12 protein-coding genes are annotated in these 13,759 nt (G+C 71.3%); 5 read left to right on the top strand and 7 right to left on the bottom strand.

All coding sequences use genetic code 11. The annotated features are described in order from the left end of the window. Positions 1-5 precede the first annotated feature (5 nt). Positions 6-1,172, top strand: a complete 1,167-nt coding sequence (locus tag ADL03_RS43995) for a hypothetical protein (protein ID WP_053739606.1) — start codon at positions 6-8, stop codon at positions 1,170-1,172. Between the two features lie 6 nt (positions 1,173-1,178). Here ADL03_RS43995 and phoU read toward each other — a convergent pair whose 3' ends face one another. The 6 genes from phoU to ADL03_RS43960 all read right to left on the bottom strand — a co-directional run bounded on the left by phoU (position 1,179) and on the right by ADL03_RS43960 (position 8,996). After that, the gene (gene phoU / locus ADL03_RS43990; protein WP_053739605.1) at positions 1,179-1,844 is read right to left on the bottom strand and encodes a phosphate signaling complex protein PhoU; all 666 of its coding nucleotides are present in this window, start codon (positions 1,842-1,844) and stop codon (positions 1,179-1,181) included. Positions 1,845-1,916: 72 nt separating this feature from the next. Then, complete coding sequence (locus tag ADL03_RS50605; RefSeq protein WP_157529797.1) at positions 1,917-5,483, bottom strand: LCP family protein; 3,567 nt, start codon at positions 5,481-5,483, stop codon at positions 1,917-1,919. 297 nt (positions 5,484-5,780) lie between these two features. Then, entirely contained in the window at positions 5,781-6,626 is an 846-nt protein-coding gene (locus ADL03_RS43975) for a GGDEF domain-containing protein (protein WP_082374098.1), read from the bottom strand. Positions 6,627-6,767: 141 nt separating this feature from the next. Further along, positions 6,768-7,223, bottom strand: coding sequence for a hypothetical protein (locus ADL03_RS43970; protein ID WP_053739602.1), 456 nt, complete (start codon positions 7,221-7,223; stop codon positions 6,768-6,770). Beyond that, positions 7,216-8,337, bottom strand: coding sequence for a tRNA dihydrouridine synthase DusB (dusB, locus tag ADL03_RS43965; RefSeq protein WP_369809099.1), 1,122 nt, complete (start codon positions 8,335-8,337; stop codon positions 7,216-7,218). The genes ADL03_RS43970 and dusB overlap by 8 nt, the downstream gene beginning before the upstream one ends. Positions 8,338-8,444: 107 nt before the next feature. After that, a complete protein-coding gene (locus ADL03_RS43960) occupies positions 8,445-8,996 on the bottom strand; it encodes a macro domain-containing protein (RefSeq protein WP_053739601.1) in 552 nt (183 codons plus the stop codon). Positions 8,997-9,129: 133 nt separating this feature from the next. Between ADL03_RS43960 and ADL03_RS46405 the strand changes: the two genes are divergently transcribed. Both ADL03_RS46405 and ADL03_RS43950 read left to right on the top strand, forming a co-directional pair. Continuing rightward, a complete protein-coding gene (locus ADL03_RS46405) occupies positions 9,130-9,810 on the top strand; it encodes a DUF4241 domain-containing protein (protein ID WP_053739600.1) in 681 nt (226 codons plus the stop codon). A gap of 54 nt (positions 9,811-9,864) precedes the next feature. Further along, complete coding sequence (locus ADL03_RS43950) at positions 9,865-10,347, top strand: DUF6328 family protein (protein WP_053739599.1); 483 nt, start codon at positions 9,865-9,867, stop codon at positions 10,345-10,347. On the opposite strand, the gene ADL03_RS43945 is transcribed toward ADL03_RS43950, so the two are convergent. Beyond that, positions 10,312-11,013: a hypothetical protein gene (locus tag ADL03_RS43945; RefSeq protein WP_053739598.1), complete on the bottom strand. Its 702-nt coding sequence runs from the start codon at positions 11,011-11,013 to the stop codon at positions 10,312-10,314. The genes ADL03_RS43950 and ADL03_RS43945 overlap by 36 nt on opposite strands. A gap of 330 nt (positions 11,014-11,343) precedes the next feature. Here ADL03_RS43945 and ADL03_RS43940 point away from each other — a divergent pair, with 330 nt between their 5' ends. Both ADL03_RS43940 and ADL03_RS43935 read left to right on the top strand, forming a co-directional pair. Further along, the gene (locus ADL03_RS43940) at positions 11,344-12,789 is read left to right on the top strand and encodes an MDR family MFS transporter (protein ID WP_053739597.1); all 1,446 of its coding nucleotides are present in this window, start codon (positions 11,344-11,346) and stop codon (positions 12,787-12,789) included. An 82-nt stretch (positions 12,790-12,871) separates the two neighbouring features. Continuing rightward, entirely contained in the window at positions 12,872-13,258 is a 387-nt protein-coding gene (locus ADL03_RS43935) for a hypothetical protein (protein ID WP_053739596.1), read from the top strand. Positions 13,259-13,759: the final 501 nt, after the last annotated feature.

Here is a 13,759-nt window from a genome sequence, read left to right as displayed (position 1 = left end):
TGCGGGTGAGCCCGCAGAGCAAGTCGCGCAAGCGCAAGCAAGGCAAGGCACCCGGCCGCCGGCCCGAGAAGCAGTCCCCGTACGGGGCGTTGCTCGAGTCGGCGGCCGCACTGCGTTCCGAGTCCTGGTTGCTCGCGGACGCCTGGGCGAGCGAGCTGTACGCCACGCTCTGGCTCGCCGGATCCGGCTACGAGCCGATGATCGAGGCGTTGCGGGGCATGGACGACCCGGCCGCGCTGACGGCGTTGCGCGCGCTGTCCGGCGTGGGTGACGCCGAGACCAGGGCCGAGGCGGCCGCCGCGGCGGAAACCGTTGCGGCACGCGGGATCGCCGAGCCGTCCTGGTACGTCGCCGGTGCGGAGCTGACGTTCCGCGAGGCGTTCCTCGTCACGAACCTGCTGGGGGACGTGGAGGTCGTCGCGATCACGCAGGAACGCGCCGGCGCCGCGGAGACCGTGCTGTTCATGCGCCAGCCGGTGCTCGGGCCCACGGCGATCGAGCTCTTCGCGACGCCGGACGAGGGCACGGTGGCGTTGCTGCAGGACATGATCGCCTCCACGCCCGACGCGTTCCGCGACCGGATCACGCCGTTGAGCGCCACCGAGGTCTACGACCGGGTGTGGCCGGACATCGAGCTGTTCTGGGACGAGGGCCCCGACGAGGACGCCGAGGAGGGCCTGATCGGCTCCGAGGACGTCCGGCACCCGATCCAGCTGATCGCGCTGGCCGACGCGCGCGTGAGTGCGTTGGTGCCCACCGACTACGAGATCGCCGAAGGTCCTGATAGGACGGACGAGGTGGTCGAGGCGTTCCTCGCCTCGGAGCACGCCGCCGCACTGCCGGACGCCGGGCTGGCACGGGCGCTCGCGCGGGTGCTCGCCGGTGCCGCGACCGAGCAGCGCCGCGACCCGGTGGTCTACGGACCGGCGTCGCTCACCGGTGTGCTGATCCTGAACGTCGCCGCGCGGCTGCGGGTGAGCGACGAGGACCTCGCGCTGCTGCCCGACGCCGTCCGGGCGTGGGCCTACTTCACCGCCGACGCACGTGAGCTGCCGCGCGAGGAAGCGCGAGCGGCCTGGGACGCGGAACTGCCCACCGTGCTCGCCGAGTTCTCCGAGGCGTACGCCGATCCGGAGCTCGAAGCGGAGCGCGATGGGCAGCTGCGCGACTAGCGGTTCCTACAGGGCGTCGTCGTCACCGTAGCCGGGCATCCGGCCGGTGACGACGAAGACCGTGCGCTTGGCGACCGACACGGCGTGGTCGCCGTAGCGCTCGTAGAAGCGGCCCAGCAGCGTCACGTCCACGGCGGCGGCAACGCCGTGCTGCCACTCCTTGTCCATGATCACCGAGAAGAGGTGGCGGTGGATGTCGTCCATCGCGTCGTCCTCTTCTTCGAGGGAACGAGCACGAGCGACGTCCCTCTCCCGGATGACCAGCGCGGCCTCGGTCGCGAGCTTGACCGCGATGCGGCCCATCTCGGCGAAGTAGGGCTGGACGTCCTCCGGCAGCGCGGACGCCGGGTGGCGGCGGCGCGCGGCCTTCGCCACGTGCAGCGCCAGGTCGCCCATCCGCTCGACGCTCTCGGCCGCGTGGATCACGGCGAGCACGGTGCGCAGGTCCGTGGCGACCGGCGCCTGCAGCGCGAGCAGCGCGTACGACTGCTCCTCGATGCTGGCGCGCACGTCGTCGACCTTCTGGTCACCGCTGATGACCTGCTCGGCGAGGCCGAGGTCGGCCCGCAGCAGGGCAGCGGTCGCGTTCTCCATCGCCTCAGCGACCATGCCGGTCATGTCGGCCAGTCGTTCGGCGAGCTGTTCTAGCTGGTCGGTGTAGGCCTCGCGCATGGGGGTCAGCCTACGTTGCGACCATCGCGGGAGCGACATGCCCGAATGAACCGCAGGTGAACCCCAGGCGAATCACTTCGCGCAGGGGTCCTGGCCCGCGTTCACAATGGACAGATCGTTCTTGTTGCCCGAGCCCTGGTTCTGGTTCGGCGCGGGGGCGGTGCCACCCGACTTCGGGTCGACCACCTTCTCGTCGAAGCCGGCGCCGATGGTGAGCAGCACCGCGCCGCCCATCTCCGGTGCCTCCACCAGCTCCGCGCCGGGAACCGCGGCCCGCAGCGTCGCCGCCCGGTCCTCGGAACCCTTCGAGTAGCGGATGGTCGTCTTCGTCGCCCGCTCGACCGCGTCGCCCTTGCGGGAGACCTGGAAACCGACGTTCTGCAACGACGACGCGATCCGTCCGGCCGCACCGTCGTTCGCCGGGTCGCCGTTGACGACCTGGATGAGGAACGACTTCGGGTCGATCACCGAACCCGCCTTGGGCGGCGCGTTCTGCTCACCCGGCTTCTGCTCGACCGGCTTCTCCAGCGGCAGCGGCGTTCCGTCGATGATCGACTGGAACAGCCTCTTGACGCCGTCGTTGTCCAGCCGCTCGATGTTGTCGTCCGGGTTGTTGATCAGCTTGTTGTCGTCGGTCCAGTGCGGCATCGTCACGAACGACACCCGGCCGGCGTCCAGGCCCTGCAACGACTGCCCGAGGTCGAGCAGCTGCGCCACGCCGATGTTGTCGCCGACCGTGGCCCTGGTGAAGGCCTTGATGAAGTCGTTGAGCCGGCTCGGGTTGAGCAGCACCTCGCTCGACAGCGCCGTGCGCAGCATCGACGACAGGAACTGCTGCTGGCGCTGGATGCGCGCGAAGTCCGAGGCGTCGTCGCCCTGGACGTAGCGCGCCCGCACGTACTGCAGCGCCTGGTCGCCCTTGAGGATGTGCTTGCCCGGCTTGTCGATCACGACGCCGATCTCGTTGTCCTTGATCGGCTTGGACGTGCAGATCTCGACGCCGCCGACGGCCGTGGCCATCTCGCGGAAGCCCACGAAGTCGATGCTGACGAAGTGGTTGATCTTCAGCCCGGTCAGCTGCGTCATCATGTTGGCGACGCACTCCGGTCCGCCCTCGGCGTACACGCTGTTCGCCATGACGTCCTTGGCGGGAGCCAGCGCACCGCCGTACTGACCGCTGTCCGAGTCCCAGCTGCGGCAGTTCGGCCGGTCGACCCGCACGTCGCGCGGCAACGACACCACGACCATGCGCTTCCGGTCGGCCGGGATGTGCGCCAGCATGATCACGTCGGACCGGGCGCCCTTCTCGGTGTCCGCCGTGCCGACGTTGTCGCCGGCCTTCGCGCCCGCCCTGGTGTCCGAGCCGACCAGCAGGAAGTTCTCGTCACCGAGCTGCTTCTCCGCCTGCTGCACCGCCTGCGAGTTGCCGCCGAGCGCGTCGATGTCCCGGAACTGGCCGTCGGCCCACTGCATCGCGCCCCAGCCGACACCGGTCGACACGAACACCACCGCCGCGGCGGCGATCGCACCGACCTTCGCGGCGCGCATCATCTTGCGCTGCTGCGGGGTGCGGCCGGCCGGGCGTTCCTGCTCGTCGTCCTCGCCGAGCTGAACGGGATCGGCGAACTGCGTCGCCTCCTCGTTCTCCTCGTCGTCGTTGAGCCACGGCATGAGCTTCGCGCGCCGTTCCTTGCGCTGACGCTCCTGCTCCAGCAGCTCGTCGTGCACGGCCGAGAACCGCGCGAGCGTGTGGTCCACCTCGCGGCGCTTCTTGACCTCGTCGCCGATGGCCTCCATCTCGGTGGTCAGCGACATCGGGTCGATGTCCTCGCGCCGTTCCACCTTGGCCACACCCGCCGCGGGGGCGATCTGCGTGGCCTCGGGACCGGGGTCGTCCGCGGGCGCGTCCTCGGGAGCGCCCGTGAGCCGGTCGGAGACGCCGGGGGCGCCACCGAGCCGGTCGGCGACACCGGGCGCGGGCCGCGGCCCGCTCGACTCCGCACGCGACGGCATGGGCGAGCGGCCGGTCACGTCCCCGTTTCCGGGCCTGCGCGCCGTTTCCGGCCCCTCGCCGGGGACGGGCGGGCGCGGGATCCGGTTCGCGGAGGGCGCCTCACCGGCGAGCAGCCTGCGTGGCCCGGCCTCGGGCGGCACGCCGTTCGGGTCGGGGCGCCGGATGCTGCTCGACGACGGCGCGTCGCCGGGGTGCGGCCTGCGCGGTCCGGCGTCGGGCCTGCCGTTCGCTGCCTCACCGGGCGGCATCCGCCGCGCGTCACCGGGAACCGGCGGGCGGGGAATGCCGTTGGACGACGGCACGTCGTGCCTGCGCAACCCGTCGGGGGCCTCGCCGGGCACGGGCCTGCGCGGCCCGCCGTCGAGTGCCTCGCCCGGCGTCGGCCTGCGTGGTCCGCCATCCGGAGCGTCGCCGGGTCCGGGCCTGCGCGGCCCGCCGTCGAGTGCCTCACCGGGGACCGGCGGGCGGGGAATGCCGTTGGACGACGGCACGTCGTGCCTGCGCAACCCGTCGGGGGCCTCGCCCGGCGCCGGCCTGCGCGGCCCGGCGTCGAGTGCCTCACCGGGCGTCGGCCTGCGCGGTCCGCCGTCGGGAACCGGCGGGCGCGGGATGCCGTTCGACGACGGTGCGTCGCCGGGAGCCAGCCGCCTGGGCGCGCCGGGGGGTGCGTCGAGCCGTCGTTGCACGCCGTCCGCGTCCACCGGGGCACCGGGTGGTACCGGCCGGCGCATGGTGCCGCTGGCCTCACCGGGCCGGGCACCGGGGGCATCGGGACGTCGTTGCGCGCCGGTGGCCTCGCCGGGTCGCACCGCCGGGTCGACGGGCGCGCCGGGAGCCGGGCGTCGCTGGGTTCCGGTCGCGTCCGGGCGCCGCTGGGCACCGGTCACGTCGCCGGGGCGGGCTCCGCGCGGACCGCCGTTCGGGTCGCCGGGGGTGTCCGGCCGCCGAATCGGTCCGCTCGCGTCGCCGGGACGCACACCCGGTGCGTCGGCGGGCGAACCGGGGCGGCGCACCGCACCGCTCGCCTCGCCCGGTCGCACGGGCCGCTGCACCGCGTCGCCGGGAGCCGGTCGCCGTGGAGCGCCGTTCGCGTCGGGCCGCTGCACCGCGTCGCCGGGAGCCGGTCGCCGCGGTGCGCCGTTCGCGTCGGGCCGCGGTCGCATCCCGGTCTGCTCACCGGGGTGCGCGCCGTTCTGGGGCGGGTTCTGCGCGGGCCGCGGCCGGGTTCCGGTGTGTTCGCCCGGATGGACAGCGCCCTGTGGCGGATTCTGTGGCGAATTCTGCGGCGGGTTCTGGGCAGGCCGCGGCCGCGTGCCGGTCTGCTCCGCACGCCGCTCACCCGGCGCCGGGCGCGCGGGCGCACCGTTCTGCTCGGGTTCGGGCCTGCGCCGCCGGCCGGTCTGGTCGGGCGCCTGGCCGCCGGCGAAGTTCTGCGGAGCGGGTTGCCGCTGGTCGGCGGGCGGCTCCGGCAGTGAACGGCGGCCGGTGTCGGGTGGGGTCTCCGGCAGGGCACGCCTGCCTGTGGTGGAAGCGTCGGGCGAGCCAGGCGGGACGGGCCGGGGGATGTTCGTCCTGCTGTGCTGCTCGATGAGGTCCGAGACGCTCAGGCCCCCAGAGCCTTCCATCGAGCGACGTCTACGGCCGGTCGGCTGGTCCTGGGGTTCCTGATCACCGCGGGAAGAGGGGCCGCCACGTCGGGGGTCGTCGGGCACCCAATCTCCCTTCAGGGTCAGAAGCGTTTTAGCGGTTCGCTATTACGAGTTGACGACGACCGGGACACAAGGGTTGCATCACCGGCGTGTCAGTTGCGCCCGCGATACTACGGATGTAGGCGACTTCTGACGACCACTCCGGGTGATAGAAGTTCGGTCTGTACTCGATTACGCGCAGTCCCCTTGCCCTGAACGGGTGAGCTGGGTCACTCAGTAGTAACCGAGAACCCGTGTCTGGGTGATGGCACGCCGACCGGATGCCGCACCGGCGAGGCGCACCCGGCCGTCCGAACGGTACGCCACGGCGTTGCGGCCGGACTGCTTGGCCGAGTACAGGAGGCTGTCGGCGCGCAGCAGCTGCTGCTCGGCACTGACCGCCGGCCGCTGCGGCGCCTCGTCCGCGGGCGGCTCGTACGCGAGGCCCGCGCTGACCGTCACTCGCAACCCCGGCGCGATCTCGTCCCACGGGTGACGCTCGACACGTTCCCGTGCAGCCTCGGCCACGGCGACCGCGGAAACGGCGTCCACCCGCGGCAGCACGAGCACGAACTCCTCGCCGCCGTACCGGGCGCAGAACGCGCCCTCCGGCAGGCCCTGCTGAAGCAGCTCCACCACGCGCTGCAGCACCCGGTCGCCGAGCAGGTGGCCGAACGTGTCGTTGACCTGCTTGAACCAGTCGAGGTCGATCAGCGCGATGGCGAGCCCGTGCCGACACGCGCCGTGCTCGGCGAGCAGGTCCATCAGCTGCTGGTCGAGGTAGCGGCGGTTGTAGGAGTCGGTCAGGCTGTCGCGCAGGCTCTGCTCCCGCGCCTCCGCGTGCTCCCTGCGCAGCCGGTCGACCTCACGGCGCAGCTGCTCGGGAACGTGCGGCTCCTCGACCTGGTCGGCCTGGACGAGGTCGAGCGCGGAGCGGAGGTGCTGGTAGGCCTGGCGCCACTGGCCGCGGGAGGCGAGCAACGTCGCGATGGACTCGTGCAGCCCCACCAGCCCGGCACCCTGCCCGGCACCGGCGTCGGCCTGCTCGGTCTCTGCGATTTCGGGTCGCAGCGCGGTCATCGCGATCACCTCCTTACCTGCCAGGTGTCGTCTCCGAAGAGGCGGCGCTTGAGCTAGAAGGACGCGTGGGGGCGGGATTTCCCCCGTCCGGTTGACCGCGAGCTGCTCCGATCCAGTGAGCTTGGAAGATCATCAACCCGTTCAGCCACCGATGCAGGGCGCGAACCCGTAGACCTCGTCTTCGAGGAGCACCACGTGCAGGGAACCGATCTGGCTCCCGACCACCGCTTCCTCCTGGCGCAGCGTCACCGTCACGGCGACGACGTACACGTCCCCGCGGGGGTGTGACTTCTCGCCAGGGGGTGCCCAGTCGGCGTCCATCCGAAGCGTGGACCAGGTCGGTTCGACCCTGATCGTGGCACCGCGCAGGTCGCAGGCCTTCTGCCGGAAGTCGGGGTGCTGGGTGTCCTTGAGCAGCTTGGCCTGCTCGGACGCACCCTCGTCACCGGCCTTGTTGAGCCGCTCGTAGTACTGGCGGAACTTCGCGCGGTCGCCGTCGGACAGCGACACCGGCCGCGCCTTGCCCGCGACGGGACCCGTGGCGCAGCCCGCGAGCAGCAGCAGGGAGGCGAGGAGAACCCCGGCGCGCTCAGCCACCGGAGTGCATCACGTCGGCGCCGGCGGGAACGGTCGCGTCCTCGGGGTCGGCCAGCCACCCCTCGGGGAGCACCACCTTGGCGGCGGACCCCTGCCGGCCCCGCGGCCCCTCGGCGTTCACGGGGAACGGCACGTCCGGGTCCAGCTGCCCGATCAGGTCGTCCAGCTCCTGCAGGCTCGACACCATCGCGAACGCCCGCCGCGTGTCCCCGCCGACCGGGAACCCGTGCCAGTACCAGGCCATGTGCTTGCGCAGGTCGCGCAACCCCTTGTGCTCGCCGTCGTGCGCCGCCAGCAGCCGCGCGTGCGTGCGCAGGACCTCGGCGACCTCCCCGAGCGTGGGCCCCGGCGGGACCTCCTCGCCGCGGAACGCCGCCTGCAGGTCGCGGAACAACCACGGCCGCCCGAGGCACCCGCGCCCGACGACCACGCCGTCGCACCCGGTCCGCGCCACCATGTCGAGCGCGTCCTGAGCACTGAAGATGTCGCCGTTGCCCAGCACCGGAATGCTCGTCACGGCCTCCTTCAGCCGGGCGATGGCGGTCCAGTCCGCCTTGCCGGAGTACCGCTGCGACGCTGTGCGCGCATGCAGTGCCACGGCCTGCGCACCCTCGTCCTGCGCGATACGTCCCGCGTCGAGGTACGTGAGGTGGTCGTCGTCGATGCCGATGCGGAACTTCACGGTCACCGGCATGTCCCCGGCGTTGCGCACGGCCGCGCGCACGATCTGCCGGAACAGCTCCCGCTTGTACGGCAACGCCGCCCCGCCGCCCTTGCGCGTCACCTTGGGCACCGGACACCCGAAGTTCATGTCCATGTGGTCGGCGAGGTTCTCGTCCACGATCATCTTCGTGGCCTCGCCGACGTTGACCGGGTCGACCCCGTAGAGCTGCATCGACCGCGGGTTCTCACCCTCGTCGAACGTGATCATGTGCATGGTCATCGGGTCGCGCTCGACCAGCGCCCGCGCCGTGATCATCTCGCAGACGTAGAGCCCGGCCCCGTACTGACGGCACAGCTGCCGGAACGCGACGTTGGTGATCCCCGCCATCGGCGCGAGCACAACGGGCGGGTCGACGGCGTACGGGCCGATTTTGAGGGTCGGAGCGGACACGCCCACCAGGTTACGGCACTGACCAGCCGTGATCTTCACCCAGCGTGATGGCCGCCCGGCCGGGTCGTCAGCGCGTGGCCGCCAGGACCTCCACCAGCGCGGCGTGGTCACCCAGGCTGTCGGTCCACCGGTGGTTCTTCTCCGCGACGCACCCCGATCGGCCTGGCCAGCGCGTCGCGCAGGGCGTCGTGCGTCTCCCGGTCGAACGCGACCAGCCTGATCTCGCCGACGGTGCTGGGTGTGGACCGCACCGCGTCGGCGGCGACCACCGCCGCACGGTCGAGCGGGAAGCCGTACACCCCGGTCGCGATGGCGGGAAACGCGATGCTCTCGACGCCGAGCTCCTCCGCCACCAGCAGCGAGTTGACGTAGCACCGGGCGAGCACCTCGTCCTCGCCGTGGTCGCCGCCCTCCCACACCGGCCCGACGGTGTGGATCACGTACCGCACCGGTGCCAGGTCGAACGCGGGCGTCGCCACCGCCCGCCCCGGCAGACAGGGCGCGAGCGCCGCCCCGGCCTCCGCCAGCCGCGGACCGGCCGCCCGGTGCACCGCCCCGTCCACGCCCCCGCCGCCGAGCAACGACTCGTTCGCCGCCGTCACGATCGCGTCGACGTTCTCACGCGTGATGTCACCCAGCACAACCTCGATCGCCCCCATGTACAGAGCATCGCAGCCGTACTACCAGGGGGAGGCGGACTTCGCCGAGCGCGAACGGCTTGGGGCGGCAATGCCCCGATCGGGTGGCCCGCACCCCTTCTGCCAACATGCCCCTGGGAAAGGAGACCGAAGCGTGGGGGCGAGTCAGCTGATCAAGACCGGGTTCGAGCTCTTCTTCGAGGAAGGCCCCGTCGGCAGACCGACCGGTGGTGACGACCAACAGGTCATCAGCGTGCGCGAGGTGGGTTCGCTGGCCATGCCCACCGGCCGGCTCGTGGCGGCCGACCCGTTCGTGCTGTGGCCGGAGGACGCCGAGCCGTTCACCGCGACGTTCGAGCCGGGCAAGTACCCGGTGACGGTCTCCCTGGTCTCGTGGCTCGACCGCGACGGCTTCCCCGACGTGCGCCAGGGCTACCGGGTCGCCGCGGCCAAGCTGACCGTGCGCGACGAGCCCGCGTACGTGTGGGAGCCCGCGTTGGTGCCCGGCGAGCACGTGTCGCCGATGCTGCCCGGCCAGCGCTTCGGCTACCACGTCGAGTCGAGCACCGGCGCGTTCTTCGACCTCTCCGCCGCACCCGCCGTCGACCGGCTGGCCGGCGACGACCTGTCCGGCAACTGCGAGCTCATCGACGCGCTGGGCGCCGTCGGCGGCGGTCGCGGGCCGGTCAACCTCACCGACGTCGAGTCCGGCCTGAACGTGGTGGCGTTCTCGACCGGCTGGGGCGACGGCGTCTACCCGACCTGGGTGGGCCGCAACGCCGCGGGCGACCCGGTGGCGTTCGTGACGGACTTCTTGATGATCAGCCAGTTCTGACGATTTGGCCGAATCCGAGGATTCCGGACAGGCGCGGGCGGGTACGCGGGTCACGTGAGCGAAGCCGAGGAGTCTTCCCAGCGCCGACTCGCACGCAACGTGAACGAGCTGCTGCAGGAGCTCCGCGTGGCACAGGCCGGCGTGCAGATCCTGTTCGGCTTCCTGCTCTCCATCGCCTTCACCGACAAGTACGCCTCCGTCGGCGGCTACGTCCGCGTCACGCACCTCGCCACGATCATGTGCGCCGCCATCGCCGTCGCGTTCCTCACCGCCCCTGCGGCGTGGCACCGCGTCCTGTTCCGCCAGGGCCGCCGCGAGGACATCGTCAACTCGGGCAACACGTTCGCGTTGATCGGACTCGGCTTCCTCGCCGCCGCCATGACCGGCACCGTGCTGCTGCTGGCCGAGGTCGTCGTCGGCGGCTGGCCGGCCGTCGTCGTGGGCGCGCTGGCGTTCCTCGTCTTCGCCGGCCTGTGGTTCGCCCTGCCCTTCGCCTCCCGCTCAGCCGAGGGTGCTGACGAACGCGAGAGCGCCTAACCCCACCGCGACCGGCGCCGCGAGCACCACCGCCCTCCTGCTCGGCCGCGGCAGCTCCCGGAGCGTCCTGACCCCCAACGGCACCAGCGCCACGCACAACCCGGCCGTGCCGACGACCGACAGCACCTCCGCGCCCTTCAGCACCCCCAGCGGCAGCAGCCCCATCGCGGCCAGCGCCACCGCCCTGACCGGCCCGAGCACCCCGCCGAGGTAGGCGCCGACCGCGAGCACGTACCAGCCGAACATGATCGTGAACGACAGGTAGCTGAACAGGTGCAGGTCCCCGTACCCGTCCGCCACCAGCCGCGTCGCCTCCTCGACCCCGCGGTGCCTGACCGCGCTGAACGCCGCCTGGTCCACCCCGGCGTGGAACGTCCGCGCGAACAGCCCGACGGTCACCAGCACGCCACCCCACGCCGCCCACACCGGGCGTTTCGCGCCGATCCGCCGTGCGACCTCGGCCACCGCCGGCCACATCACCACGTGCCCCGCCAGGAACACCGTGTACGCCGCCGTCATCAGCGCCGGGTGGTCCGCGGCGGCCCTGAGCTGGTCGGGGAAGAAGAAGTGGAAGGGCGACCGCAGCAGCGTGCCGGCCAGCAACAGCAACGGCCCGAGCACCAGCGCCCCGCCTGCGGTCCACCCGTTCGGGAACCTGTTCGTCATGACCGTGGACGCTGCCAGCGCCGCACCCCACCCGGATCGGCCCGCGGTCCGACCTCCCGCCTCGGACCACGGTCCGAGTGCCGCACCGCGCCGCCGGAAAGTTTTCCGGCAGGCCTGTCGATCCGCGCGCCCGCGGTTCGACGTGTGAGTAGACGGACGAGGACCTGATGCCGCTGACGGCGGAATTCAGGTGAGACGGACGCCGTGATGGTGAAAGACTCGAACCACCGATGAGTTCCACCTGATCCGCCGGTCTCAACCGGTGTCAGCGACGACACCGGCGGCCTTGGCCGCGACGTGACTGTGCCAGCTACCTAGTGAGGGCCTGACATGCCTGCTGCGATCCAAGACCGGCCGACCGCGCAAGCGCGCCGAACACCACTCGTGGTGCGCCTGCTGGTGCTGGCGACGTTCGTGGTCATCCTCAACGAGACCCTCATGATCAACGCGATCCCGCGCCTGATGGAGTCGCTGCAGGTCACCGAACACGCCGCTCAGTGGGTCTCCACCGCGTTCATGCTCACCATGGCCGCCGTCATCCCGGTGACCGGCTGGTTCCTGCAACGCGTCACCACCCGCAGCGGCTACGCGATCGCGATGGGCGTGTTCCTCACCGGCACCGCCCTGTGCGCCGTGGCCCCGACGTTCACGGTGCTCCTCCTCGGCCGCATCGTGCAGGCCGCGGGCACCGCCGTGATGCTGCCGCTGCTCATGACCACGCTGATGACCGTCGTCCCCGAAGAGGACCGCGGCCGCGTGATGGGCAACGTGACCCTGTCGATCTCCGTGGCCCCGGCCCTCGGCCCCGCGGTCTCCGGCCTGATCCTGCAACTGGGCTCCTGGCGCCTGCTGTTCGTCGCCGTCCTGCCCATCGCCGGCGCCGTGACGTACTTCGGCCTGCGCCACCTCACCAACATCGGCGAGCCGAAGGTCAGCACCATCGACTGGCTGAGCGCCGCACTCGCCGCCCTCGGCTTCGGCGGCCTGGTCTACGGCCTGAGCCTCTTCGGAGAGGGCAAGGCCAACCTGGGCCCGACCATCGGCCTGGTCGTCGCAGGCGCCGCCATCATCGCCACCTTCGTGCTGCGCCAGCTCAAACTGCAACGCACCGGCGCCCCGTTGATGGACCTGCGCACCCTCACGCACCGCACCTTCGCCCTGTCGCTGGTCCTGATGTGCATCGCGTTCCTCGCGATGATGGGCTCGATGATCCTGCTGCCCCTCTACCTGCAGAACCTCCGCGGCCTCACCCCGTTGGAGACGGGCCTGCTCCTCATGCCCGGCGGCCTCGCCATGGGCCTCCTCGGCCCCACCGTCGGCAAGCTCTACGACCGCTTCGGCAGCCGCCCCCTGGTCCTGCCCGGCACCATCGGCCTGGTCGTCTCCCTGGCCGGCTTCACCCAGATCTCCACGACCATGCCGTACTGGCAGGTCCTGGCCCTGCACGCCCTCCTGATGGTGAGCCTGGCAGCCACCTTCACCCCGATCTTCACCCTCGGCATGGGCGCCCTGCCCGCGGACATGTACCCGCACGGCAGCTCCATCCTCGGCACCCTCCAGCAGGTGGCAGCCGCCCTCGGCACCGCCCTGGTGGTCACCGTGATGTCCGCCCGAGCCAGCCAACTGGTCGCTACCGGCGCTCCTGCCGCCACGGCTCACCTGAGCGGCATGAAGCTCGCCTTCGTGGTCGCAACCGTCCTGGCCGTGGCCACGATCGTGGTGGCCTTCCTGCTGCCAAGCCGCGCATCCGGCTCCGTCGAGGTCGCTCCTCACTGACTTCGGGGCTTCTGGGTGTGGCCGACGTGCTTTCGCTTTGGCACGTCGGCCTTTTGGTTCTGTGCTGGCAAGATCGGCCGTTGTGACCTACATCCGTTACGAGGCCGCCCAAGCGTGCCCCGGCGCAGCTCCGACCGGCATCTTCGGCCTGGCCAACGGCCTCGCCCGCTCCGGGCGGCTGACGCCGGAGGACTGGGCGGTCTGGCGGGCGGGCAACGACTGGTACGACGCGGCTTATCCGGATCCTGGGGCTGTGGATCCGACGCTGTTCGACAAGTCTGTTCACCCTGTTGTGTCGTGCTGGTTTCGGGAGGCCGCTGCTGCTCACCTGCTCGTGAGGGTGCCGGTGTACCTCGACCTGCTCGACCGGTACGGCGTCGGGTGGGTGGAGCAGCGGTCGGCGGATCCTGGCGTGGTGCTGTACTCCGACGACGTGCAGATCGTGGTCCGTCCACACGACCCGTCGTAGGTTCCTCGCCGCACTGTAGGGATCGCTGTCGTTCGGTTCCGGGTGGGTGGGGCGGCGCGATGAACGTGGTGCCGGCCAGTGCTCCGGGCATGCGAAACGCCCAGACCGTTCATCTGGGCGCTCAGTGGGCCGCCAGGGATTCGAACCCTGAACCCGAAGAGTAAGAGCCTTCGCTTGGCGTCGTTCGTCGACCTTGCTCGACACTGCCCGCTACCTGCGCGGATGCAGTCTTGATCTGAGCACTGTGGACAGTCGCTTCTCGACGTCTGTCGTCGTTTTGTGAGGGTTAAGTGTGGGTTGATCTTGGTCTTCCGGAGCCGCCCACACCCCTGCCATCATCCCGACACTGAGCCTCGAACGCGGCCGGTGGCGTCGAGTCAAGGTACTTCGTTCCAGCCTTGACGTGGCGTCGCCAGCCGTTGTCATGCTCGCGGCGTCGGGGTGGCTCGGCCTGGTCCTCGTCGAGCGTTCCGCGGCTCCGTCTGGGGCTTCATCGATGGC

It is taken from the genome of Nocardia sp. NRRL S-836 (genome assembly GCF_001279525.1).
Lineage (GTDB): Bacteria > Actinomycetota > Actinomycetes > Mycobacteriales > Pseudonocardiaceae > Lentzea.
Note: the sequence above shows the minus strand (reverse complement) of the source record. Positions and strands in the feature narration are given on the sequence as shown.